A 24,265-nucleotide genomic window follows, 5' to 3' on the forward strand; every position below is an offset into this window, starting at 1 on the left:
AGTGCCGGCGCATGCCATGAATCGTGACATTGGAGCGCGCGCGCCGGCGGCGCGTAAATACGCAGATGCGCGTAGAAAGGCGTCCAGGTGGCCGTCTATCAACCGGACGATGCGGCGTGCATCACGCTTCGGGCAGCCGGTGCCTGACCGACCAGGCCACCAGTTCGGCCGCGTTGCGCAGACCGAGCTTGCGGGCGATGTTTTCGCGGTGCTTGCGCACCGTATGCTCGGAAATGCCCAGTTCGACGCCGATCTGCTTGCTCGACAGGCCGCGCCCGACCCGTGCCGCGATATCGCTTTCGCGCGCGGTCAGTTCCTCTTCTTCAGGCGCTTCGCGCGGGCCGAACAGCGTCGCCAGTTCCGGGCTCACGTGGTAGCCGCCCGCCCCCACCCGCCGGATCGCCTGCACCAGCGCATCGGCGTCGTCATTCTTCAGCAGATAGCCGTGGGCGCCGAGGCCCAGCGCGGCGTGGAAGGAGGCCGCGTCCTGCCGTGCAGTCACCACCAGCACCCGGGTAGGCAGCCGTTCTGCGGCGATCAGCTGCATCACCCGCAGCCCGTCCAGACCGGGCAGGCCAAGGTCGAGCAGCAGCAGGTCGGGCGACAGCGTGCGCACCAGTTCAAGCGCCTGTCCGCCGTCGCCACAGTCGGCCAGCCAGCGCAGATCGCTTTCTGTGGACAGCATCAGCCGCAGCCCCTGGCGCACCAGTGCGTGGTCTTCGGCGACGACGATGCTAATCTCGGCGGCATTCATGAGGCCGGAAATTAACATTCCCGCAAGCACCGCCCCGCTCGACTGCGACACGGCTGCGTTCGACGCGGTGCGGCGCGATCTGCTCGGCGTGCTGTTCGGACACACGCCCACCATCGTGGCCGGCAATCTCGCGGTGTCGCTGACCGCGGTCGTGGTGCTGCTGGGCAGCCACGCGCCGGCGCCGGTCGGCCTGTGGATGCTTGCGGTCTGGCTGCTGATCGGCCTGCGCTACGCGCTGGTTCGCCACATGCGTCCCCGGCTGGCCACGCTGGACCGCGCGGGACTGGACCGGATCGAACGGATCTACACACTGGTCGCGGGGCTCACCGGCCTGGCCTGGGGCCTGCTGCCCTGGATGGTGTATCGCGGTGTCGATCCTTTCGTCGATTTCTTCAGCGTGGCCATCCTGGCCGGCATGGCCGGCGGTGCGGTCACCGCCACCACCGCCCTGCCCGGCGCGCTGCGGCTCTACCTGATCGGCACCCTGCTGCCCTTCGTGATCAAGGCGGCGCTGATGGGCGGGCTGGTGAATCTGGCCGGCGGCCTCACGCTGTTCTTCTACCTACTGGTGCTGCTGTCCTTCGGTCGCAGTGCGTACGCCACCATGCGCGACGCGCTGCTGCTCACCCGCCAGAACGCGCGGCTCGCCGAAGACCTGCGGCAGGAGCGCGACGCGGTGCAGACCGCAATGCGTGCCAAGAACCTGTTCCTGGCTGGCGTCACCCACGACCTCAGGCAGCCGGTGCATGCCATCGGCCTGCATGTGCGCTACCTGCGTGCGATCGCAGGCGGGGCAGCGACACCGGCGGCCACCGCCGAAGTGTGTGATGGCATCGATTCGGCGGTGCGCACGATGAGCCGGCAGCTGTCGCGGCTGATCGAACTGTCGCGACTGGAAGCCGGCGAGGCGCGGGTGCTCAGGCGGGCGCTGCCGCTGGCCGAACTGTGGGCGGCCTGTGCCGCGCAGTTCGCGCCGCAGGCTGCGGATCAGGGTCTGGTACTGCGCTTCCGCCCGACTGCCGCGGTGGTCGACAGCGACGCCATGATGCTGCAGTCCATGCTGGACAATCTGGTGTCGAACGCGGTGCGCTACACCCGGCAAGGAACCGTGCTGGTGGCCGCCCGCCCGCGCGGCGGCCATATCGATATCGAGGTGAGGGACAGCGGACCGGGCATTGCGGCCGAACACCTGCCGCTCATTTTCCTGCCCTTCCGCCGCTTCGACGACCGCAGCCGCCCGGCCGATCAGGGCCAGGGCCTGGGTCTGGCGCTGGCCCGCAAGCAGGCCGACCTGCTGGGCCACACGCTGACCGTGCGCTCCCGCCCCGGGCGCGGCAGCGTATTCACGCTGCGGGTGCCGCGGGCCGGCTGATGCAGCCGCGTCAGCGGTGCAGCCAGCGCGCGTGGGCGCTGCGCGCGAGGTGATCCAGCGCATAGCCCAGCGCCCCGACCAGCAGGATGGCGGCCATCAGTTCCGAATAGGCCAGCCGGTCGCGGGTATCCAGAATGAAATAGCCCAGCCCGGCCGATACGCCCAGCATTTCCGCCGGCACCAGCACGATCCAGATGATGCCGATGGCCAGCCGCACGCCGGTCAGGATGTGTTCGGTAATGCCCGGCAGCACTACACGCAGCACGGTTTCGCGGCGCGTGGCCGACAGGCTGCGCGCCAGCAGCAGCCAGTTCGGGTCCAGCTGCGCCACACCGGATGCGGTGTTCAGCAGGATGGGCCACACCGCGGCGAAGGCGAGCAGGAAATACACCGGCGCATCGCCCACGCCCAGCACCATGACTGCCAGCGGCATCCAGGACAGCGGCGACACCATGCGCAGGAACTGGAACAGCGGCGTCGTGCCCTGGGCGAAGCGCTTCGACAGCCCGGTCAGCACGCCCAGCGGCACGCCGATGGCGATCGCCAGCGCCAGCCCGACCAGCACCCGTTTGAGGCTCAACCAGACATGCGGCCACAGATCGCCGCCGCCGACCAGCTGCCACAGCGCATCCGCCGATGGCAGCGGCGCGAAATCGGCGGCCACCGGCATGCGCTGGGTCAGCCAGGCGGCACCGGCCGCCCACAGCAGCAGCGCGGCCGCCAGCCCGACCAAGGGAAGGATGAGGCGCAGCATATTTACACCCGCACGATTTCCTTGCGCCGCAGATCGGCCGGCAGGTCAAACACCTTGGGTCCGCCGACCAGATCGATGGCCTTGCGCACGAAGCGGTCATCCACCAGATCGGCCGCAACGAACTTCGGGTCCAGCGCATCGAGGAATTTCGTATCGCCCTCGACCTTGGTCTGCTTCACCGCGCGCACCAGTTCTTCGGTGTAGGACGGGAAGGGATAGGGCTGGAAGTCGATGCGTCGCTGATACCAGCCCTTGTTCTTCACCACGCCGGACGCCTCGTAGCTCGCATAGTCGGTGGCCGCCAGCACCTTGGACAGCACCGGCAGCGCGTGCGGCGTGTACTTGCCCTCGCCGGTCGCCGACAGCAGCTTGGCGGTATCGAGCTGGTTGCTGCGGGTCCACAGCTGGGCGCGCACGATGGCGTTGGTCACGCGCTGCGCCCACTCCGGCCGCTCGCTGGTGTCGCGTTCGGACAGGAAGGTGACGCAGCAGGCGTGGTTCTGCCACACGTCGCCGGAAAAGCGCAGCACCTTGCCCACGCCCTTGGTTTCGGCCAGCGCGTTGAACGGGTCGGCCACGATGTAGCCGGCGATGGACTTGCCGGCCAGCGCCGACACCATTTCCGCCGGCGGCAGCACGATGAGGTTCACCTCGTTCGCGGCCAGCGCGCTGTCCTTCGCCCGGGTCACCGCGGTCAGGCCGTTGGCGCGCAGCACCTGCTGCAGCAGGATGTTGTGGATCGAGTACCAGAACGGCACCGCCACCGTGCGGCCGCCCAGATCGGCAAACGACGTGACCGCCGGATCCACCGTCAGCGCGGAGCCGTTCACATGGTTCCAGGCGACGATCTTGGCCGGGAACTTCGAGCCGTAGCGCACCCACAGCGCCGCCGGCGTCAGCAGGTGAATCACATTCACCTGACCGGCGACGAAGGCCTCGACGATCTGCGCCCAGCTGCGGAACAGCCGCGGCGCTTCGGTCTTCAGGCCTTCCGCCTCGAACAGCTTTCTCGCGTGGGCCACCAGCAGCGGCGTCGCGTCGGTGATCGGCAGATAGCCGATCTTCACCGGCTGGTCGTCGCCCCTGAAGGCCTGGGCACGTGCGTCGCCGGCACGCAGCAGCGGCGCGGCCACGCCAGCCAGGGTCAGTGCGCCCAGCTTCAGCATGTCGCGACGCGTGAGCCCGCAGCCGCAGTCCGACGAGGCGCAGATGTGCAGCTTTCCATCCTTGTTCATGTCTTGTCCTCTCTGTAATGGTGGTCGTGTCAGTGCGCGCGCAGCGCGTGCAGCGCATTCAGGATGTCCAGCCGCAGCGCGGTCACCGCCGCCGGCTGCGCCTCGCGCGGGCGTTCGATGTCCACAGTCCATTCGCGCACGATGCGGCCGGGTGCGCCGCCCATCAGCAGGATGCGGTCGGCCACCAGGATGGCTTCGTCGATGTCGTGCGTGACCAGCAGCGCCGCGGTGTGCCAGCGGTGCACCAGCTCGACCAGCAGGTCCTGCATTTCGGCGCGGGTGATCGCGTCCAGCGCGGAAAAGGGTTCGTCGGCAAACAGCAGCTGCGGCTGGCGCGCCAGTGCGCGGGCCAGCGCCACCCGCTGCGCCATGCCGCCGGACAGCTGGGCCGGGTAACGGTGGGCGTGGCCGGCCAGACCGACCGCGGACAGCGCGTGCTCGACCCGCTCGGCGCGCTCGCTGCGCGACAGCACCGGCTGATGATCGAAATCGAGGCCGAAGCCCACATTGCCGGCGGCATCCAGCCAGGGCAGCAGGCTGGCCTGCTGGAACACCAGCGCGGCGCGCGGGTGCGGCGCGGTCAGCGCTTCATCCAGAAAACGGATGTCACCTGCGGTCTGCGCTTCCAGCCGGGACAGCACACGCAGCAGCGAAGACTTGCCGCAACCGCTGCCGCCCAGCAGGCACACGATCTCCCGGTGGCGGATGTCGATCGCCACGTCGGCGAACACCGGTGCCGCGCCGCCGTAGGCGTAAGCCAGTCCGCGTGCGCTCAGTGCGTATCCGTCGGCCGTCACCGATGCGCGTTCGGCGCCGTGCAGCAGCCCGCCTTCGGCCGGCGCGTTCACGCCGCCCTCGCCGTCTGCTGCGCGCGCTTCAGCAGTTCACCCTCGAGCTGGGTCACGCTGGGCGTGATCACCGGCACGAAAGCCGATTCCTGCAGCCGCCGGGCGAAGCCGAACAGCGGGTCGACCAGATAGGCGCGGCCGCCGCTGGCCTGCAGTTCCAGCTGCACCGCACGCTGCACCGTATCCGCCAGCGCGATGCGCAGCCGGAACAGCGCGGCCGGATCAGCCACGAAACGACCGGCGGCGAGCCCGTCGTGCAGCGCCACCACCTGCCGCGCCAGGCCATCGCCGACCGCATCGAGCGCGTCCTGCAGCGTGGCGCGGGCACTGCTGCAGCGCGCCTGCGCCGCCGACAGCGCGGCCCGCGCAATACCGATGGACATGCCGCACTGCAGTGCCAGAAAGGCCGGCCGCACCCGCGGCAGCCAGTCACGCGCGTCACCGGCGATCACGTCGTCGGCATCGATGCGCACGTCGTCGATGACCAGTGCAGCGGTATTGCTGCCGCGCATCGCGATCAGATCGAGATCGGCTGTCCGGCTCACGCCCGGACGGTCGTGGTCGAGTGCGACGATGAGCGGCGGCTCGCCGTCGCGCGACGACACCGCCGCCGCGAACACGAAGCCCGATTTGCGCAGATTGGTTACCCAGGGCAGCTTGCCGTCGAGTCGCCAGCCCTCGCCCTCACGCACCGCCTCGATCTGCAGTGACTCGATGCCGCACAGGAATTTCATCGCGTTCGAGAGGCCGGTCGCGCCCGCCTGCGTGCCGTTCAGCAGCGCAGGCAGCCGGCGCTCGCGCAGTGCCGCGTTCGGGCTGGCCAGCAGGTATTCGATGAAGGCGCGGTGGCCCCAGAACACGAAGGCCGCGGCCAGCGAATGTTCGGCCACCGCGGCGATGGCGTCGACCGCATCACCGGTGCGGCCACCGGCGCCGCCGAAGCTTTCCGGCACGCCGATGGCGAACAGCCCGGCCGACGCCAGCGCCGGCAGCAGCGCCTCGTCGTTCGCGCTGCCGTCGTTCAGTGCAGGCGCGTGAGCGTTCAGCCAGTCGCGCAGGCCTTCGGGCAGCACGGTGCTCATGCGCCGAGCACGCCCGCGCTGAAGGGCTGCAGCTGAGGATTGATCGGGTTCTGCGCGAAGTTGTTGGCGAAATTGCACAGCGTCGCCAGGCTCACGCCGAGAATGACTTCGAGCACCTGTTCGCGCCCGAAGCCGGCACCGGTGAATTCGGCCAGCGCCGCGTCGCTCACCGCACCACGGGTGGCGATCACCTCGGCGGCGAAGGCGGCCAGCGCATCCAGCCGCGCATCGCCGACCGGTCGACCGCGCTGCAGCGCGACCACTGCGCCTTTGTCGAATCCCGCCTTCTTCAGCGCGATGGCGCTGTGGCCGGCCACGCAGAAGTCACAGCCATGGATGCGCGCGGCGGTGATCTGCACCACTTCGCGTTCGGCCAGCGTCAGGCTGGCGCGGCCGTTGATTTCGCCGACGGTCAGATAGGTTTCCAGCGCCACCGGCGCGTTGGCCAGTGAGGCGACCAGATTGGGCAGGAAGCCGTTGTTGGCAAGCACGCGCTCGACCAGCGGACGGCTGGCGTCCGGCGCGGTGTCGGCGGTGAGCAGGTTCAGGCGGGGCATGCGGCGCTCCTCGATGACGATGCGCGCACTGTAGCCAGCCGCCCGCCCCCGCCCAACCAATTCAAAATGCAGAACAAATCATGAAATGCTTATCACGATCCGCCCTGCAGTCATTCACTCGAGCACCGGCGCGCACACCGGCGTGACCGGCTCGCCGGCGATCACCTTTTTCGCGAACGGGATCGAATCCTTCAGCGATCCATTCACGGTAGCGCTGTGGCCCAGGCCGGCGTACAGATGGCCTTCCACGACCGTGCCGGCGGCGCATGCGTCGCGCATCAGCGCCAGCTGACTCACCGCCGACGGCGTCACGTCCTCGGCGCCGGTACCGATGAACACCGGGTGGTTCAGCTTCAGCGTCGGATACACGCTGTAGCGCCGCGCCCGTTCTTCCGCGCCCTGCTGATAGCGCCGGTAGCGCTCGCCGACCTCGCCTTCCGGCTTGCGGGTGTTGGCCAGCGTCAGGCCGGCGCCGACCACGTCGCCCATCAGCTGCGACAGGCACACGTTGCGCGCCTGATCGACCACCGGTGCGGCGAAGTCGGTGAACACGTCGGCCGCCTGCAGCGCGGGCTCGTGCTGCTGGTCCACGATGAAACCGTAGAAACCGTAGGACAGCGCGTCATCCACCTTGTGCGGATTGCGCGGTGTCGCGTTGCCCGAGGTCGCCGGATTGTTGCTGCGGTAGATGACACCGGTGGCCACCGTGCCCTTTACCCCGAGATCCGGCGCATAGCCCGGCTGGTGGGCCGCCGCCGCGAAGGCGCCGATGCCGCCCTGCGACTGGCCGACGATGAGCACCTTGTTCGCCAGCCCCGGCACGTCGCGCACCACGGCGCGCGCACTGTCCAGTATCGAATAGGCCAGCGACGGCACATTGATCAGCGGGTGCGGGCCGGCCACGCCCAGGCCTTCGTAATCGCTGGCGACGATGGCATAGCCTTCGGACAGCCAGCGCTGCAGATAGCGCACGTCGCGGTAGGAACGGCCAGCCCACGACGGCGCGCAGACATCGGCCAGACCCACCGTGCCGTGCCCCCAGGCCAGCACCGGCCAGCCGCCGGCCGGCGGCGTACCGGCCGGAACGAACAGCGCACCGGACACCACGATGGGCGTACGGCCGTCAAAGCCGCTGGTCGAGGTGTACAGGATGCGCAGCTGCCTGGCGGTGCCCGTCAGACCGAGCGACGGCGGCAGCGGCTCGCTGCGCAGCAGCTTGCCCGGCGTGGCCGGAATCACGTCCTTCCAGACGTAGAAATCGGACACCCGGCCGTCGCCCTGCAGCGGGTCGGGTGCCGGCGCCCGGGTGCCGGTGGCGGCGGACAGGCCGGCCGACAGTGCGAGCGCGATGGCGCCGGCAACCAGCTTGCGGGTCAGTGCGCGGGAAGATGAAGCGAAGTGGGGGTGCATGGATGCGTCCTTGATGGATGTAAGACACCGGCGGCCCAGCCGCCGGTGGGATAGCGGATTGCGGATTGCGGATTGCGGAATGTTCAGTGCGCGTGGTCGTGGCCGTGGTCTTCCCCCGCCTCCTCGACCGCGGCCAGCGCCGCGCGGCGCAGCAGCGGCGTCGCTGCCAGGTCGTTGCGCACCAGCTCGCCGTTCTTCACGACGACCACCACCTTTTCCAGCGCGCGCACGTCGCTCAGCGGGTCGTCCCTGAGCGCGATGAAATCGGCGAAATGGCCGGGCGCCACCCTGCCGATGCGCCCAGACTGGCCGAGCAACTGCGCGGCATGCACAGTGGCGGTCTGCACCGCCTGCAAGGGCGTGAGCCCCAGCTCGAGCAGCGCGGAGAACTCGGTGGCGTTGCTGCCGTCCTGCGTGAAGTCGGTGCCGAAGGCGAACACCACGCCCTGGGCATAGGCCTTGGCAAGGTTCCGCTTCTGCGCGTCACGGGCGGCCGCCAGCGCAAGCAGCGTGCTTTCCGAGGCGCCGGCCTTCTTCGCCTTCTCGACCGAACTGGCCATCACCTTCACCGTGGGCACGATATAGACCTTGCCCTTCTTCACCGCCGCAATGCCTTCGTCGTCGATCAGCGTGCCGTGCTCGATCGAATCCGCGCCCAGCCGCGCGGCCAGCCGTATGCCATCGGCGCCGTGCGCGTGGATGGCCACCTTGCGGCCGAGGCCGTGCGCGGTATCGATCACCGCGCGCACTTCTTCCTCGGAGAACTGCACCTGGTTCGGGTTGGTGCCGGACACGAAGCCGCCGGTGATGCAGGCCTTGATGAAGTCGGCGCCGTACTTGATCAGCTTGCGCGTAGTCCGGCGCAGTTCATCCGGACCGTCGGCCACGCCTTCGGCAGTGGGCGCGACTTCAGGCCGATAGACGCGCGGCCCGGAACAATGACCACCGGTCACCGCGACCAGTGCACCGGCGTCGAGAATGCGCGGCCCGACGATGTCACCGTCGTTGATCGCATCGCGCAGCGCAATGACCGAATAGGCCGGCCCGCCCATGCTGCGCAAGGTGGTGAAGCCGGCGAACAGGCTGTTCTGCGCAGAGCGCGCGGCGTACAGCACATTGCGCGACTGGGAGCGCGCCGCCGCGTCCGGGCCGCCGGTCAGATGGACATGGGCGTCGATCAGCCCTGGCAACAGGATGACGTTGCCGAAATCGACCACCGGTACGCCGTCCGGCACGGCGATGCGGCTGCCCACGCTGACGATGCGGCCGCTTTCGACCAGGATGACCGGGTCGTCCACGTAGCGGCCGCTGTCCACATCGAGCAGCCTGGCCGCCCGGTAGGCGGTACGGGCCGGCGCATCGGCGGCCTGCACCGGAGATGCGAACACGCCGGCGAGAACCAGCGCGACAAGCAGACGTTTCATGAAAGTCCTCCGTCCGGCCACGCGAACATGGCCGGATTCAGGTGATCGGGGCCGCACCTGAAGCGCGGCCTGCCTGCATCAGAAGCTGTAGTTCAGGCTGGTGTAGTAGAAGGCGCCGAGGCCGCCTTCAGGCGCGTTGAAGCTGTACTTGGTCACCCCGCCCACGCTGGCCAGCGCGCCGCTGCTGTTGAGCAGCCGGCGGGTCTTGTCCGGGTAGCTGTCGAACAGATTGATCGCGCCGACCGAAGCCTTCAGACCCTTGAGCGGGCCGCTGAAGTGGTAGGCCACGTCAAGGTCGAACACCCACTGCGGATCGAAGGTCTGGTCGTCGCGCGCATCGGTGGCCCGGTTGGTCCACTTGCCGTAGCGGCGGGCGGCCGAGGTCACTTCCCATTGCGCGATGCGCCAGTTCGCACCCAGCGTGAACTTGGTGTTGGGCGTGATGTCCTCGACCAGACCGCGGGTGTTGCGGCCGACGATGCGATCCGACGGAATGACCGTGCCATTGGGCGTCACCACGTTTCGTGCCTTGGTGATTTCGGTGTCCGCCGCGGCGAAGCCGGCACTCAGGTCGAGCCGGCCACGGCTGACCAGATCCAGCCGGTACTTGCCCGACAGTTCGAAACCGCGGGTGCGGGTGTCGAGCACGTTGGTGAAGAAGGCGGCGTTGTTGATGCCGAACGGCGCCAGGATGGGGCCGAGCGCCGGAATGGTGGTGGTGGACAGGTTTTCCGACAGCAGCACCCGGTTCCTGATGTCGATCTGGTAGGCATCGAAGGTGGCCGAGGCATTCGCGGTCGGCCGCCACACAAAGCCCAGCGACACGTTTTCCGACTCTTCCGGCTTCAGCGCCTTGCCGCCCAGCAGTTCGGCGATCGGGCTGCCCGGCAGCAGCGTGCGCTGCTGCACGTCGGTGAACACGCCACCGATGTTGGCGGTCTGCACGCTGAACGCCGAATAGCCCAGCTGCACGATGGACGGTGCGCGATAGCCGGTGCTGTAGGTCGAGCGCACCGCGAATTCGGGCGTGAAGTCGTAGCGGGCCGAACCCTTGCCGGTGGTGGTGCCGCCGAAGTCCGAATAATGTTCGCTGCGCAGCGCCAGACCGAGATTGAGCTTTTCGGTCACATTGGCTTCCAGGCCGACGAAGCCGCCCCACACATTGCGCGAAATCGTGCGCGCATCCTGGTCGGTGATGCCGGAGTAGATGCCGGGCACCGCGACGCCAGGCGCACCCACCTGATAGAACGGACCACGGGTGTAGGCAATCGGGTCGCCGGCGGTCAGGTCGTATTCCTCCCAGCGGTAGGCCAGACCGGCTGACAGCGTAAGCGGGCCGGCAAAGGCGGACACCGGCAGGTCACGCACGTAGTCCAGGCCCAGATTGGCCTGGGTATGCGTGCGCTCGCCGGTGTCGTAGGTCGACGGCGAATTCGGGCCCCAGCTCGGATTCAGGCCGTTCTTGTCTATCGACTTCACGGTGTTCTGACCGATGTTGGCGTGCAGGTCGAAGCGGCCGAGTTCCTTGTCGCCGAAGCGGGCGCCGACGTTCAGCGCGGCATCGTCCAGTTCGTACACGGTGACCGGAATGCGCCCGAAGGGGTAGCGCGACTGGAAGGCCGCCGAGCGCACCAGCGCGCTGTTGGTGGTGTTGGATTCATAGAAGCCCTCACCGATGCTTTCGCGATGCGACACGGTGGCAAAGGCATACAGCGACAGGTCGGCATTCACCGGTACCTCTGCGTTCGCCAGCAGGTTGAACTGGTCGTTCACCCGCGGCGCGCCGAACTTCCAGTCCTTGTACGGATGATTGGCCGCCAGGCGCTCGTCCGGATTGGTGTTGTTGGCGAAGTCGCGCACGCCGGCATCGAAGCTCAGCGTCAGAAAGCCGTCGTTGGCCAGCGAAATGCCCTTCCAGCCGCTCAGCGTGTGCTGTTCACCGCCGTTGCGGTTGGCGTACTCGCCATAGCGGTAACCGATGGCACCCCCACTGTCACGCCCCTTGAGCACGATGTTGATGACGCCGGCAATCGCGTCCGAACCGTACTGGGCGGCGGCACCGTCGCGCAGGATTTCCACCCGCTCGATGGCCGCCACCGGAATCAGGCTCAGATCCACCGCCGCCGAGCCGCGGCCGCCGGCCAGCGCCTGTCGGGTGAAGTTGGCGCCGACGTGACGGCGCTTGCCATTGATCAGCACCAGCACCTGATCGGACGACAGCCCGCGCAGCGAGGCGCCCGCCGGAATGGACGAGGCGAAGGAGCCGTTGGGTGTGGACGGGAAGCTGGCCGACGGCGACAGGCTGATCAGCGCGCGCGACAGGTCGGCCGCGCCGGTGGCCTCAAGATCCTTGCCGGTCAGCACATCGACCGGGGCCGACGACTGCAGCTGGGTGGTGTTGCTGCGACGGGTGCCGGTCACCACCACGGCGTCAAGCGGGCCGGCGGACGCGGCGTCGGTGCCGCTGTCCTGGGCCATCGCCGGACCGCCTAGGGAGGCCAGTGCGCCAGCCACCAGGGCGCTGGCGCGTGCCAGCCTGAAGCGGGGAAGATCGATCATGTGAATACCTTTCTGTTCTGCGATCGGTTGGGGTGGAGAGATGTCGGACATGGCTGTGTGCGGTGCGTCGGGCGAAGCGCCTCCCTGGCACGCAATGCGCAGCCATGCAGGACTTCGGATCGGGGTTGGGCGCCCTCCCCGCAGGGAGGGCGCAGGTTCAGATCGAGTAGCGGATCACCCGGGCCTCGCGCTGGGGTCGGTGTGCCGCATCGATCAGACTGGGCGAGTGCTCCACCAGCTGTTTCGTGTAGCGGTTGAACGGATGGTCGAGCACGTCATCGACCGCGCCGTGCTCGACCACGCGGCCTTCGCGCAGCACCACCACGCGGTCGGCCAGCGCACGCACCACGCCGAGGTCGTGCGTGACGAACAGGATGGACAGCCCGCCCGCCTGCAGTTCGCGCAGCAGCGCGAGGATGGTGGCCTGCACTGATACGTCGAGCGCCGAGGTGATTTCGTCGCAGATGAGCAGTTGCGGCTCGCACACCAGCGCCCGCGCGATCGCCACCCGCTGGCGCTCGCCGCCCGACAGTTCGCGCGGATAGGCGTCCAGCAGGCCCGGCTGCAGCGACACCCGGGCCATCACCGCTTCCGCCCGCCGCTGCGCTTCGGCGCGATCCACGCCGAAGAAGTGACGTACCGCCGCGGTCAGCGTTTCGCCCACACGGTGGCGCGGATTCAGCGCACGGTAGGGGTTCTGGAAGATGTACTGGATCTGGTGACGCACGTCGGCCGTGCGCTCGCGGGCGTGCAGCGACAGGCTCTGGCCGCGATAGAGCACGCTGCCCACCGCGTGCTCGCCGAGGCCGGCCAGTGCGCGTGCCAGCGTGGTCTTGCCGGAGCCGGATTCGCCCACCACCGCCACGCACTCGCCCGCACCCAGGCGCAGCGCCACGTTGTGCAGCACCTGCCGGCTGCCGTACCAGGCATCGATCTGCGCGACTTCGAGCAGCGGCGGGCCGTCCGCCTCCGCGGCCGGGCGGCGCGCCGAAGCGGCCGCCTCGATGCGGAAGGCCGGGCCGGCGTCAAGCTTCAGGCATGCCGCCTGCTGGCCGCCGTACAGGTGAGACAGCGCCGGCTGCTCACTGCCGCAGCGCGCATCAGCCAGCGGGCAGCGCGGCGCGAAGGCGCAACCGGCCGGCCGGGTGCCCGGTGCCGGGGCCTGGCCCGGTATCGGCTGCAGCGCGCGCCGCTCAGCCACGTCGGGAATCGCCGCCAGAAGCCCCTGGCTGTAGGGATGGGCCGGCGCATCGAACAGCGTGGCCAGCGGCGCCGCCTCGGCGATGCGGCCGGCGTACAGCACGATCACGTCATCGACCAGTTCGCGCACCACTGCCAGATCGTGCGACACATAGACCGCCGCCACGCCGTGCTGGCTGCACAGCCGGCGTATGGTCGCCAGCACGCGCGCCTGGGTGCTCACGTCGAGCGCGGTGGTCGGCTCGTCCAGCACGATGAGGCGCGGCTTCAGCACGAAGGCCTGCGCCAGCAGCACGCGCTGCTGCTGGCCGCCGGACAGCTGGTGCGGAAAGCGCTTCAGGAAGGCGGCTTCGGCCGGCAGGCCGACGTCCGCAAACACATCGAGAATGCGCGCTTCACGCGCCGCGCGGTCCAGCGCCGGTGCATGCACCTCCAGCACCTCGTGCATGTGGGTGCCGATGCGCAGCAGCGGGTTCAGCGTGGTGGCCGGGTCCTGTGCGACATGGGCGACCACGCGGCCACGCACCGTGCGCAGCGCGTCCTCGTCCAGCGACAGCAGGTCGGTACCGGCCACTTCGATGCGGCCTTCGACGATGCGCGCACCATGCCGTACATGGCCCAGCAGCGCCGAAGCCACCGTGGTCTTGCCGGAACCGGACTCGCCCACCAGGCCGATGATGCGGCCGGCCGCCACCTCGAAGCTGACGTCGGACACCACATCGGCACCGCCCGCCAGCTGCACCCGCAGGCCCTGCACCTTCAGCAGCGGCGCCGCCGGCAGCGCCGGCGCCTGTGCTGCGACGTTGCTGAATACATCATTCTGCGCGGTGTCATGCGCCGCACCGGCACCGGATTCCACCCGCCTGAAAGCGTGTCCGTCCACAGCGATGACGCTCACGACTTTCTCTCCTCGATGCGTGAAGTGACCCGGCCCACGCCTTCGGCCAGCAGATTGGTGCCGAGCGCGAACAGCGCGATCAGCAGCACCGGACCGAATACCGCGGCCGGCTGTATCAGCAGCCCGGCGCGGTTCTCGTTGATCATCAACCCCCAGTCGGCGGCCGGCGGTGCCACGCCATAACCAAGAAAGGCGAGGCCGGACAGCATGCCGACCGCCCAGGTGAGCATGATCCCGAGATGCACCAGCAGCGGTGTCAGGATGCTGGGCAGGATTTCGCGGAACAGGATGCGGCTGCGCGGATAGCCCATCATTTCCGCTGCCTCGACGAATTCCTGGTTCACCACGCCGAGCGCGATGCCACGCGACAGCCGCACCACGCCCGGTGCGAAGGCCACCGCCACGGTAAGCACGATGATCCAGTGGTCGCGCCCGAGCATGGACACGATGAGCAGCACCAGAATGAGGTCGGGAAAAGCCATGAACACATCGGTGAACCAGACGATGGCCTGGTCCACCCTGCGCCGCGCGAAGGCGGCCAGCAGGCCGAGCGCGGTGCCCGCCGCCAGCGCGATGGCGGCGGCGGCGAGCGACATCCACACCACCGACACGCCGCCGGCCAGCACCCTGGACCACACGTCGTGGCCGATGTAGTCGTAGCCCAGCGGCGCACCGGCGGTCGGCCGGCCGTAGGTGATGCCGACCAGATCGGTGTGCGCGTGCGGCGCGAACAGCGGGCCGAACAGCGCGAAGCCCACCACCGCCAGCGTGAGCACCAGACCGAAGCGCACCTGCCGTGCCGACAGCACCGTACGCAGCGAAGAAGCGTGTGCGCTCATACCGACACCCTCCAGCTCTTGCCGGTGCGCCACAGCGAGGCCGCGTTGCGCAGGCCGGGCGAACGGGCGCGGATGCGGGTGGCGGTGCGCAGCCGCGGCGTGAGCAGCACGGTAATCAGGTCAGCGGCCAGATTGATCACCACCACGCCGACGGTGATCACCAGCACGATGCCCTGGATCAGCGGCAGGTCGCGCATTTCGATGGCCGCGTTCAGCGTGTTGCCGATGCCCGGATAGCTGAAGATGACTTCGGCCAGCACCGCGCCGCCGAACAGCACGCGGAAGGTCATGGCCACACCCTGGATCGCCGGAATGAGCGCATTCGGCACCGCGTGGCGCCAGATGATGCGGCGCTCAGGCACGCCGCGCAGCCGGGCGGCGGTAACGTATTCCGAATCCATCGCCTCGATCATCGAGGCGCGCACCAGGCGCAGCAGATAGGTGGCCACCGACAGCGCCAGCGTCGCGGTCGGCAGCACCAGATACTGCGGCTGGCGCCAGGCCGGCAGCGACGGGTCGAGCAGCGAGGCGGCCGGCAGAATGCTGAACACCGAGGTCGAGAAGATCATGACCAGGCAGATGCCGATCACGAAACCGGGCACCGCCTTAAACAGCACCACCGACGACAGCACCGCGCGGTCGGCCAGGCTGTCGCGCCGCAGCGCCATGAAAATGCCCAGCACCAGCGCCAGCGGGAAGGCCACCGCGGCGACCGCCAGCGTGAGCGTCAGCGAATTGGCGAAGCGGCCGGCCATCAGTTCGCCGACCGGCACACTGGAATCGATGGAGCGCCCGAGGTTGCCGGACAGCACCTGCTGCGCCCAGTCTGCGTACTGCAGCACCAGCGGCCGGTCCAGCCCAAGCTGGCGGCGCAGCGTGTCCACCGTGTGTTCCGGCGCCTCCGGCCCGAGGATGATGCGGGCCGGGTCGGAGGGCAGCGCCTGGGTGGCGCCGAACACGATGAATGAAATGACCAGCACCACGCCGATACCCGACAGCAGGCGACCGACGAACCAGGGCAGCCAGGCCGGCAGCCGGCCGCGCAGCGCCTTCAGCGTGGCCAGCGGCCCGGCGCTTGCCGGCGACGGCGCGCCGGCATTCAGGGGAACGCTGCTCATGCGGTGAGGCTCCGGCGCCAGATGCGGTCGGTGCGCCAGCCGGCGAAGCCGGTGCGATCAGGCGTGACGCCGCCGATGTCCTTCGACACCGCGTCGAGCACGTTCGAATAGCCCCAGATCAGCATGCCGCCGCTTTCGTGCTGGATGCGCTGCGCCTCGCCGATCAGCGCGCGGCGCTTGTCCAGATCCGGCTGGCCCAGCGCCTGCGTGATCAGTTCGGCGAAGCGCGGGTCCTTGAAGTGGGTCTTGTTGCCGACCGCGCGCGGGCCGTCGTGCTGCTGCACGGTCAGGAGGAAGGGGCGGGACACGCTGCCGCCGGTGCTGAAGGTCCAGTCGTTGCGTTTCGGGCCAGTGAAGATGGAGCCGTCGACCTTGGTCACGGTCACGTTCACGCCGGCCTTCTTCGCCTGCTGCGCGAACACCAGCGCCGCGTTGGCACCCGCGCCGCCGGCGGTCACCAGCTCCACGTCCAGACCGTTGCCGTGACCGGCTTCCTTCAGCAGCCGCGTCGCTTCGGCCAGGTCCTGGCGGCGCTGCGGAATGTCGTGGTTGAACGCCGGGTCGCTCGGCGAGTACAGGTCGTTGGCCACCCTGCCCTGCCCCTGCAGCACGCGCGCCACCAGTTCGTCGCGGTCGGCGATCAGGCGGAAAGCCCTGCGCACGCGCGGATCGTCGAACGGTGCCTTCTCCAGATTCATGTCGAACGAGTGCCAGACATCGGTTTCCGACGCCACCACCTCGAAGCGCGGGTCCGCCTGCAGGAAGGCCAGCTGTTCGAACGGCAGATTGGGCGCAATGTCGATCTGCCCGGCCTGCAGTGCCTGCAGGCGGCCGGTCTGGTCGCTGAAATCGAGAATCTCGACCTGGTCGAAATACGGCTGACCGGCCTTGAAGTAGTTGTCGAAGCGGGTGAACACCGAGCGCTGGCCTGGCGTGAAGCTCTTGAGCCGATAAGGGCCGGCGCCGACCACATTGCTCACCGGGTCGTAGTCGGTCGGCACGATGCCGCCCCAGCTCATCCAGCATTCGGCCAGCGCCACCAGACCGGCGCCCTTCTCGAACGGAATGCGCACCGTGCGCTCGTCCAGCTTCTTCACGTCGTTGCGCAGCAGCGAATACAGATAGCCGGCATACGGCGACGCGAGCTGCGGATCGGTCAGGCGCAACAGCGAGAAGATGACGTCGTCGGCGGTGATGGTCTTGCCGTGGTGGAACTCGAGGCCCTTGTGCAGCCGGATGGTCCATTCGGTCGCATCGGCATTCACCTCGGTCTCTTCGGCCAGCGCGAGCTTGGGGCGGGCATCAAGGCCCCACTCCCACAGCTTGGCGTACAGCGCCCAGCCGCGGAAGGCGCCACTGCCCACCGGCTTGTGCGCATCCAGATTGCCAGCCTGACCGCCTTCGATCACGCCGAAGCGCACGGTGCCGCCGCGCCGCGGCGTGTCGGTGAGCACCGCTGCGCCCTCCGGCGCCTTGCCGCCGTCGGAGCAGCCGGGCAGCAGCCCGCCCAGCACCAGTCCACCGCCGGCCGCGAGACCGGCGCGCATGAATGACCTCCGCGCTTGAAAACTCATTGAAACCTTCCGTACGAATCCGTGTATCGATGCCGCTGCAAGCTGTGCGCAGACGGCGTGTAGCCGTGATTAGCAGGAGCCGTGCCATGGCGGACGACGGAAATCCTTATGCAGATTTGCTTTCCCGCGTATCGGGAAAGGTGTGCACCGGCTGGGGCGGAAGTGACGCAAGCGATTGTTTTGACATGGGTCAACTTCGATTCGCGCCATGCACATCGGCAGGGCGACCATCGCGACTGCACGCGCCCGGCATTGCGCACGCAGACCGCCCTGCAGACGCAGCGGCGATTGCGACAGCCACTTGAGCGGATGTGCGCAGCCAAGGCCGGGTTGTGGTGATTGCGACACGCCGCCCTGTGGGCGCGGCGCCTCGCCGCGATCGGCGGTGAAGAAAGCGCGTTGCCGGGCACAGGCCCCGTCGCGGCGGGGGCGCCGCTCCCACAAAGTCCATTCCACGCTTATGTGTCTGTCACAGCAGCGGACCCTGCCCGCGATCGGGCGTTGGCCGGCTTGCTCACACCCCGGTCAGCGCAACCTCGTGGGAGCGGCGCCTCGCCGCGATCGGCGGTGAAGAGAGCGCGTTGCCGGGCAAAGGCCCCATCGCGGCGGGGGCGCCGCTCCCACGACACCCTCGCGACGCGTATGCCTCCGCCACGGAAGCGGACCCTGCCCGCGACCGGGCGTTGGCCGGCTTACTCGCGCCTGCCAGACCGGTCAGCGCAGCCCCGTGGGAGCGGCGCCTCGCCGCGATGGGGCCCGTGCCCAGCGACATAGCCTGATCCACCGTCGCATCGCGGCGAGGCGCCGCTCCCACGACATCCCTGCGCAGAAGCGCACCTCACCCGCGATGTACGCAGGAGCGCAGTCCTCAGGCCCCGGCGCGCAGCCAGAGCTTTTCGAAGCGCCAGGTCGGGAAGTGGGAATGTTCCGCTTCGGCGCCACCGACCCGACGGGAAATGCCATCCAGTGTGTTGGCGAAACCCCAGATCAGCAGGCCGCCCCGTTCGTGCTGGATCTGCTGCGCCTCGTGGATGAGCGGGCGGCGCAGCGCGAGGTCAGGCTGTGCCAGTGCCTGCGCGAACAGTTGGCCGAAGCGGCCGTCGTAGAACTGCGTCTTGTTCGACACCGCGCTCGGCGCATCGATGTGCAGCGCGGTCGACAGGAAGGACTGGCCCAGCGTGCCGCCGGTACTGATCGGCCACTGCAGCCGCTGCGGGCTGCCGAAGGTGGCGGCGTCCACCTTCTTCACGTTCAGCGTGACACCGACGCGGCGGGCCTGTTCGGCGAACACCAGCGCGGCATTGGTGCCGGCCGCGCTGGCGATCAGGTCCACCGTCAGATTCTCCTGCCCCGCCGCCTTCAGCAGCGCACGCGCCTGCTCGATGTCCTGCCGGCGCTGCGGGATGTCGCGGTTGAACGCCGGATCCTGCGGTGAATACAGGTCGTTGGCGATGCGGCCCTGCCCGTTCAGCGCGCGCTTGACCAGATCCTCGCGGTCAACCAGCAGCCGGAAGGCCTGACGCACCCGGATGTCGTCGAAGGGCGGCTTCGACAGATTCATGTCGAAGGACTGCCAGCCATAGGTTTCCGACACCAGCACCGAGGCGCGCGGGTCGCGTTCGAGCAGCGGCACGTGCTCGGGCGAGATCGCGTTGGCGAGATCGATCTGTCCGTTCTGCAGCGCGGCCAGGCGCGAGGTCTGATCCTTGAAGTCGATGATTTCGACCTCGTCGGCGTAGGGCTGGCCCGGCTTGAAGTAGTTGTCGAAACGCACGAACAGCGAGCGCCGCCCGGGCAGGAATTCCTTCAGCCGGTACGGGCCGGCACCCACCGGATTGGTGACCGGGTGATAGTCGGTCGGCACGATGCCACCGAAATTGACCCAGGTGTCAGGCAAGGGCACGAAACCGCGCCCTTCCTTGAAGTGCACCCGCACCGTACGCTCATCCAGCTTTACCACCCGGCTGCGGTCCACCGCCGACACCAGCCCGGCATAGGGCGACGCCAGTTCGGGGTCAGTGAGGCGCAGGATGGAAAACACCACGTCATCGGCGCTGATGGTCTTGCCGTGGTGGAACTCCAGTCCGGGCTTCAGGCGCAGCGTCCAGTGCGTGGCGTCCGGGCTGACTTCGGCCTCTTCGGCCAGCGCCAGCGCCGGCGTCATGTCCGGCGTCCATTCCCAGAGCTTGGAGTACAGCGCGAAGCCACGGATGATGCTGCCGGTGCTGGACGGCTTGTGCACGTCGAGATTGCCGGCCTGGTCGCCGTCAATGATGCCCAGGCGCAGCCGGCCGCCTCGGCGCGGGGTGTCGTCGACACCCGCTGACGCGGCCGCCGCCGTTGATGCCGGCGCCTCGTCGCGGCCGCAGCCGGCCAGCAGAGAAGCACCCAGCGCTGCGGTGCCGGTGAGCAGGAAACGGCGGCGGTCCATGCGATCGGACATGACGGCCTCCGGCTCAGGCAGCGCTGCGCAGCGACGCGGTCACGTCGCGCCGGCGGGACGGATTGAGCACCGGCACCTCGAAGCCGTGATCGAGATCGAGCAGCGGGAACAGCAGATCGGCCACCCGGTGCGCCTCTTCGATCAGCGGCCAGCCGGACAGGATGAAGCTGCCGACGCCCTGCGCCTGGAACTCGCGAATGCGCGCCGCCACGTTTTCCGCACTGCCTACCAGCGTGGTGCCGGACAGCGGGCCGAGCACGTTGAAGCCGTGCAGCGCCGGACCGGTCCAGATGTTCGGATAGATTTCGTAGTCGCGCGCCGGCGGCAGGCGGCCGGCCTTGATCGCCTCCAGATTCTTCTGCACCTGCGGGTTGTCGCTCCGGTAGCTTTCCAGTGTTTCGCCCGGCGGCAGCTGGCGTTCTATCGACTGGATCGCGTACTCGACCGAGGTGTTATCGACCAGGTACTGCGCGTAGTCCCAGGCCTCCTGCTCGGTTTCGCGCACGATGATCTGCAGCCGGGTGCCGAATTCCAGCGTGCGGCCCAGCTTCGCCGCCTCGGCGCCGACACGGCGGAACTTGTCTCCGAGGCGCTGCGGCGTGTCGGCGAAGCTCAGGTAGAGGTCGAGCAGCTTGACCGAATGCGCCACGCCGGCCGGCGAAGTGCCGGCGCCCCAGATCGGGAAGTGGCCCTGCCCCGCCGGCGCCGGACCGCCGCGCGTGCTGCCGGCCGCGACATCCGGGCGCGGCGCGATCCTGATGTACTTGCCGTCGTAACCGGCGCTGCTGCCGGCGTACTGCTGGCGGAAGGCGTCCCAGTATTCCCAGCTGTAGTCGTAGCGCTCGTCGTGCGGGTAATGCACGCCCTGCGCCGGCAGCATGCGGTCATTGCCATTGACCGCGTTGTAGATGAGCCGGCCGCCGGAAAAGCGCTGGATGGTCTGCGCGATCTGCGCCAGCTTGAAGGGCTGGATCAGGCCCGGGTAGATGGCGGCGACGAACTTCATTCGCTTCGTCGCGGTAAGTACCGACGACGCCAGCACATTGACCTCGTCGCCGCCGGTGGCCAGCAGTGCGCCGTAGTAGCCCAGCTTGTCGATGGCCTGCGCCAGCTGGACCAGATGATCGTGACCGGTGGCCCAGCGGCCGTGCGGCTCCCACGGCACGGTGCCGTCGGGTGCGGTCAGGTACCACAGAATCTTGATGCCCATGTCGATGTCCTCGTCGAAAGCGGCTTACAGCGAATAGGAGAACTGCGCCAGCACGCTGAACGGGCGCGTCGGCTGCAGGAATTCGGTGGTGGAGCCGGCCAGGCCGTTGGAGAAGTTCAGCTGGTCGGTCACGTTCAGGAAGCGCAGCGCGGCGTTCCACTTCGGCGCGCGGTAGTACAGCGACACATCGACGTTGTACTGGTCCGGCACGGTGACGGTCTTGCTCAGGTTGGTGGCCCACTTGCTGGTCCACCACGCGGACACCTCGACGCCAAAACCATTGTCGAAGCGGTAATCGACGAAGCCGGTCAGCGAATAGGCCGGAATGCCGGCGGCGTCGTAACGGCCGGCGGTGCGGCCGTTCAGCCGGTTGCTGTCGCCCCACACGGTGGCGTTGTCGGCATAGAAGCCGAAGGGCGAAAAGCCGGCCGGGATGATGGAGGTGTACCAGGCATCGATCCAGGTCAGGTTCACGCCGGAGCTGATGTGGCGGTCAGGCTGGAAGCGGATGGCCGACTCCACGCCGCGCACCTTGAGCTGGTGCATGTTGCCGTTGATGTCCGGCGAGGTGTCGCGGGTCTGGTGGAAGCCGGCCAGCGATGCGAACAGCTTGTTCGGAATGAGGTCTGCCTTCACCCCCAGTTCCTTCAGTTCGCTCTTGCTCTCGAACGCCAGCGGATTGAGCTTGTTGCGGTAGTCGCCGGCGATGGACAGGCCGCCCCAGGTGAGCACGTTGGCGAAGCCGCCGGTGTTCAGCGCGGTCGAGCGGTCCAGCGTGAAGTACACCGAGCTGTCGACCGTGGGCTTGTAATACACGCTGGCCTGATAGCTGGGCAGGTAGAAACCTTCGGAATCCGAGCGGTTCGGGCCCAGCGGGTTGCGGATGCGCGCATCGATGAAGCTCGCGTTGCCGCCGATGTTCAGGCCGAAGCGTTCGTTGAACAGCAGGTTGTGCTGGGTGAAGAAGCTGGCGGTGGTCCAGCGGCCCTCCGACGTGTAGCTCGCACCCGGCGTACCGCCGATTTCGGCGTACAGCCCGTTGCCGGCCGGGAACATGGCCGGCAGGTTGAGCAGGCCGAAGTAAGGCGAATTCACCACCAGTGTGGCCGGGTTGCCGGCGGACCGCGCCGCGGTGGTGCCGATCCACGAGCCGGAGGCGCCGCTCTGCAGCGGCAGACCGTACAGGCCGCCCGGCGTCTTCAGGCTGGGGTCCAGCGTCAGGTCATACGGATTGATGTTGAAACTGTTGTTGGCGGCCAGCGTCTGGTAGCTCTCGCGCCGGTAAGTGACACCGGTGTTGCTGTCGTTGGTGAGCTTGATGCCGCCCAGATCGAAGGCATGCTTGCCGCGCAGTTCAAGCCGGTTCTCGAAAATCTTGTCGTCGAACTGAGACAGGAAGGACCCGACCGAATCACCGGTGTCCGCCGAGCGCTCGTAGAAAGTGCTGTTGCGCAGCGACCATTTCGGCGACAGATCCCACGCCACCCGCAGCTGCGACGTGAGCCGGGTGGCGGTGTTCTTGTCTTCCTCGCGACCGGACTGAGCAGGCGAAATGGCAGCCAGCCGGTTACCGGGCGCATTCGGGTCATACACCCAGCCCACCACCGTGCCCGCCCCGCCCGGCCGCGCGACCAGTGCCGGGTTGGCGATGTACTGGCCCTGTGCGTTGCGGGTGCGGGTCTGCCAGCCGGCAACGCCGGCGGTGTTGTAGACCGGCGAGTAAAGGGTGTTGCCGATGCGGATCAGCGGCGTGGCGCGGCCGGCCGCGTACTGCTTGCCGCCGCTGTCCACCAGTTGCTGGGTCACGCGGTTCCAGCCGTGGGTGACGTTGAAGTCGTAGTAATCGTCGTAGCTCGCGTTCCAGTCGATGCGCAGGTCGTTGCGCGGCTTGAAAGCCAGCGCGCCGTAGAAGGCGTTGAAGTTGTTCTTGACGTTGTCGAAGTAGTCGTCGGCACGCTGGCCGGTGATGCTCACGCGATAGGCGGTGGTGTCGTTGATCGGTGCCGTGGTATCGAAGGTGAGACGGGCCTGCTTCCACGATTCGCCGCGCGGCGCCCACGCGCCGAACAGGCCGCTCACCGTGGTGACCGGCTTGTCGAAGCTGGGCAGCTTGCTCAGGTAATTGATGTAGCCGCCGCTGGAGCTGCTCGGCCCGAACACCACCGATGACGAACCGGCCACGATGTCCGCGCCTTCATACGCATTGAAATTGGTCGGGTGGCGCACGTTGTAGCCGCGCTGGCCGTCCTGGAACACCTCGGTGTTCTGGCCGCGGATCTGCGGCGCGATCGACACGTTCTGGCCGCCGCCGCGGGTGATGCCGGGCGCGTACTTCACCAGATCGTCTGCGGTGCGGATCGGATCGCTGCCCAGCTGTTCTGCGTTGATCTGCGACACCGAGCGCGGGGTGTCGACCACCGCACCTTCGGTGCCGTAGATCGCGCCCTGCGGGCGGGTGGGCAGCACTGCGGTCTTGCGGTCAACGGCCGCCCCCTTGACGGTGACGGTGGGCAGGTCGCTGTCCTGCACCGCCTCGGACGACTGCGCGGCGGGCACGGCATCAGCCGCATGCACCGCGGCCGCAGACGACACGAATGCGAACGATGCGATCAGCGCCGGCAGCGGCCTGATGCGCCCGGGAATCTGTCTGGAATTTTTCATGGTCGGACGTCTTTCCTTCAATGTCCGCACAGCGCGGACCGTTGGACACACCGCTCTGGCGGCGGCGTATTCGCTACCCTGTCGGAACAGGACCCGACCCTGTTCAGCAGAAGGCGTGCCACCCATGAAACCCGCTCCGGACAAGGCTTTTGACGTCTGCAGCCATCAAGTTCTGCGGAATATTCGGCACCCGACGGGCCCGCTGCGCACAGCATCTGACGACGCGCTGTCGTGAAATCGGCACCCTGTCCGGCGGCCACCGACGGCACCAGAAAGAAAAACGGCGCCCGATGCATGCACCGGGCGCCGTCATCGCGGAGTGACCAG

Annotated in this window: 17 protein-coding genes; 1 reads left to right on the plus strand and 16 read right to left on the minus strand. The window is 68.2% G+C overall.

The genetic code is table 11. The features are described 5' to 3' along the window. Nucleotides 1–121: 121 nt before the first annotated feature. Nucleotides 122–754 carry a response regulator gene (locus METUNV2_RS0110650; RefSeq protein WP_018229460.1) on the minus strand — a complete coding sequence of 211 codons (633 nt, stop codon included), beginning with the start codon at nucleotides 752–754 and terminating at the stop codon, nucleotides 122–124. On the opposite strand from METUNV2_RS0110650, the gene METUNV2_RS0110655 reads away from it, so the two are divergent. Beyond that, entirely contained in the window at nucleotides 753–2,126 is a 1,374-nt protein-coding gene (locus METUNV2_RS0110655) for a sensor histidine kinase (protein WP_018229461.1), read from the plus strand. The two genes, METUNV2_RS0110650 and METUNV2_RS0110655, sit on opposite strands and share 2 nt — an antisense overlap. Before the next feature lie 10 nt (nucleotides 2,127–2,136). Here METUNV2_RS0110655 and METUNV2_RS0110660 read toward each other — a convergent pair whose 3' ends face one another. From METUNV2_RS0110660 to METUNV2_RS0110730, 15 genes are all read right to left on the minus strand, one after another. Then, a complete protein-coding gene (locus tag METUNV2_RS0110660) occupies nucleotides 2,137–2,880 on the minus strand; it encodes an ABC transporter permease (protein WP_018229462.1) in 744 nt (247 codons plus the stop codon). A gap of 2 nt (nucleotides 2,881–2,882) precedes the next feature. Next, on the minus strand, nucleotides 2,883–4,115 hold the full coding sequence (locus METUNV2_RS0110665; RefSeq protein ID WP_018229463.1) for an ABC transporter substrate-binding protein: 1,233 nt from the start codon (nucleotides 4,113–4,115) through the stop codon (nucleotides 2,883–2,885). 29 nt (nucleotides 4,116–4,144) lie between these two features. Then, a complete protein-coding gene (locus METUNV2_RS0110670; RefSeq protein ID WP_018229464.1) occupies nucleotides 4,145–4,963 on the minus strand; it encodes an ABC transporter ATP-binding protein in 819 nt (272 codons plus the stop codon). Next, nucleotides 4,960–6,045, minus strand: a complete 1,086-nt coding sequence (locus METUNV2_RS0110675; protein WP_018229465.1) for an acyl-CoA dehydrogenase family protein — start codon at nucleotides 6,043–6,045, stop codon at nucleotides 4,960–4,962. The genes METUNV2_RS0110670 and METUNV2_RS0110675 overlap by 4 nt, the downstream gene beginning before the upstream one ends. Then, complete coding sequence (locus METUNV2_RS0110680) at nucleotides 6,042–6,602, minus strand: carboxymuconolactone decarboxylase family protein (protein ID WP_018229466.1); 561 nt, start codon at nucleotides 6,600–6,602, stop codon at nucleotides 6,042–6,044. Before METUNV2_RS0110680 ends, METUNV2_RS0110675 begins: the two co-directional genes overlap by 4 nt. Nucleotides 6,603–6,716: 114 nt before the next feature. Beyond that, a complete protein-coding gene (locus tag METUNV2_RS0110685; protein WP_018229467.1) occupies nucleotides 6,717–8,012 on the minus strand; it encodes a lipase family protein in 1,296 nt (431 codons plus the stop codon). A gap of 83 nt (nucleotides 8,013–8,095) precedes the next feature. After that, nucleotides 8,096–9,436 (minus strand): metal-dependent hydrolase family protein, encoded by a 1,341-nt coding sequence (locus METUNV2_RS0110690; RefSeq protein WP_018229468.1) that lies wholly within the window; start codon nucleotides 9,434–9,436, stop codon nucleotides 8,096–8,098. Between the two features lie 78 nt (nucleotides 9,437–9,514). Then, nucleotides 9,515–11,995, minus strand: a complete 2,481-nt coding sequence (locus METUNV2_RS0110695; RefSeq protein ID WP_018229469.1) for a TonB-dependent receptor plug domain-containing protein — start codon at nucleotides 11,993–11,995, stop codon at nucleotides 9,515–9,517. Between the two features lie 157 nt (nucleotides 11,996–12,152). After that, complete coding sequence (locus METUNV2_RS0110700) at nucleotides 12,153–14,093, minus strand: dipeptide ABC transporter ATP-binding protein (RefSeq protein ID WP_018229470.1); 1,941 nt, start codon at nucleotides 14,091–14,093, stop codon at nucleotides 12,153–12,155. Then, nucleotides 14,090–14,932, minus strand: a complete 843-nt coding sequence (locus METUNV2_RS0110705) for an ABC transporter permease (protein ID WP_018229471.1) — start codon at nucleotides 14,930–14,932, stop codon at nucleotides 14,090–14,092. The genes METUNV2_RS0110700 and METUNV2_RS0110705 overlap by 4 nt, the downstream gene beginning before the upstream one ends. Further along, nucleotides 14,929–16,050, minus strand: a complete 1,122-nt coding sequence (locus METUNV2_RS0110710) for an ABC transporter permease (protein WP_018229472.1) — start codon at nucleotides 16,048–16,050, stop codon at nucleotides 14,929–14,931. Before METUNV2_RS0110710 ends, METUNV2_RS0110705 begins: the two co-directional genes overlap by 4 nt. After that, nucleotides 16,047–17,597 carry an ABC transporter substrate-binding protein gene (locus tag METUNV2_RS0110715; RefSeq protein ID WP_018229473.1) on the minus strand — a complete coding sequence of 517 codons (1,551 nt, stop codon included), beginning with the start codon at nucleotides 17,595–17,597 and terminating at the stop codon, nucleotides 16,047–16,049. Before METUNV2_RS0110715 ends, METUNV2_RS0110710 begins: the two co-directional genes overlap by 4 nt. 895 nt (nucleotides 17,598–18,492) lie before the next feature. Beyond that, nucleotides 18,493–20,067: an ABC transporter substrate-binding protein gene (locus METUNV2_RS0110720; protein ID WP_018229474.1), complete on the minus strand. Its 1,575-nt coding sequence runs from the start codon at nucleotides 20,065–20,067 to the stop codon at nucleotides 18,493–18,495. Nucleotides 20,068–20,080: 13 nt separating this feature from the next. Next, nucleotides 20,081–21,277 (minus strand): LLM class flavin-dependent oxidoreductase, encoded by a 1,197-nt coding sequence (locus METUNV2_RS0110725; RefSeq protein ID WP_018229475.1) that lies wholly within the window; start codon nucleotides 21,275–21,277, stop codon nucleotides 20,081–20,083. 24 nt (nucleotides 21,278–21,301) lie between these two features. Next, nucleotides 21,302–23,938 carry a TonB-dependent receptor gene (locus METUNV2_RS0110730; protein WP_018229476.1) on the minus strand — a complete coding sequence of 879 codons (2,637 nt, stop codon included), beginning with the start codon at nucleotides 23,936–23,938 and terminating at the stop codon, nucleotides 21,302–21,304. Nucleotides 23,939–24,265 lie beyond the last annotated feature (327 nt).

Origin of the sequence: Methyloversatilis universalis EHg5 (assembly GCF_000378945.1) — a bacterium.
GTDB lineage: Bacteria > Pseudomonadota > Gammaproteobacteria > Burkholderiales > Rhodocyclaceae > Methyloversatilis > Methyloversatilis universalis_A.

Excerpts from the sequence above, each read along its gene's own strand:
- METUNV2_RS0110715 (WP_018229473.1), bottom strand. The coding sequence starts at position 17,597 with ATGCGCGCCGGTCTCGCGGCCGGCGGTGGACTGGTGCTGGGCGGGCTG.
- METUNV2_RS0110690 (WP_018229468.1), bottom strand. The coding sequence starts at position 9,436 with ATGAAACGTCTGCTTGTCGCGCTGGTTCTCGCCGGCGTGTTCGCATCT.
- METUNV2_RS0110725 (WP_018229475.1), bottom strand. The coding sequence starts at position 21,277 with ATGGGCATCAAGATTCTGTGGTACCTGACCGCACCCGACGGCACCGTG.
- METUNV2_RS0110655 (WP_018229461.1), top strand. The coding sequence starts at position 753 with ATGAGGCCGGAAATTAACATTCCCGCAAGCACCGCCCCGCTCGACTGC.
- METUNV2_RS0110710 (WP_018229472.1), bottom strand. The coding sequence starts at position 16,050 with ATGAGCAGCGTTCCCCTGAATGCCGGCGCGCCGTCGCCGGCAAGCGCC.
- METUNV2_RS0110665 (WP_018229463.1), bottom strand. The coding sequence starts at position 4,115 with ATGAACAAGGATGGAAAGCTGCACATCTGCGCCTCGTCGGACTGCGGC.
- METUNV2_RS0110695 (WP_018229469.1), bottom strand. The coding sequence starts at position 11,995 with ATGATCGATCTTCCCCGCTTCAGGCTGGCACGCGCCAGCGCCCTGGTG.
- METUNV2_RS0110730 (WP_018229476.1), bottom strand. The coding sequence starts at position 23,938 with ATGAAAAATTCCAGACAGATTCCCGGGCGCATCAGGCCGCTGCCGGCG.
- METUNV2_RS0110650 (WP_018229460.1), bottom strand. The coding sequence starts at position 754 with ATGAATGCCGCCGAGATTAGCATCGTCGTCGCCGAAGACCACGCACTG.
- METUNV2_RS0110705 (WP_018229471.1), bottom strand. The coding sequence starts at position 14,932 with ATGAGCGCACACGCTTCTTCGCTGCGTACGGTGCTGTCGGCACGGCAG.
- METUNV2_RS0110660 (WP_018229462.1), bottom strand. The coding sequence starts at position 2,880 with ATGCTGCGCCTCATCCTTCCCTTGGTCGGGCTGGCGGCCGCGCTGCTG.
- METUNV2_RS0110685 (WP_018229467.1), bottom strand. The coding sequence starts at position 8,012 with ATGCACCCCCACTTCGCTTCATCTTCCCGCGCACTGACCCGCAAGCTG.
- METUNV2_RS0110680 (WP_018229466.1), bottom strand. The coding sequence starts at position 6,602 with ATGCCCCGCCTGAACCTGCTCACCGCCGACACCGCGCCGGACGCCAGC.
- METUNV2_RS0110720 (WP_018229474.1), bottom strand. The coding sequence starts at position 20,067 with ATGTCCGATCGCATGGACCGCCGCCGTTTCCTGCTCACCGGCACCGCA.
- METUNV2_RS0110675 (WP_018229465.1), bottom strand. The coding sequence starts at position 6,045 with ATGAGCACCGTGCTGCCCGAAGGCCTGCGCGACTGGCTGAACGCTCAC.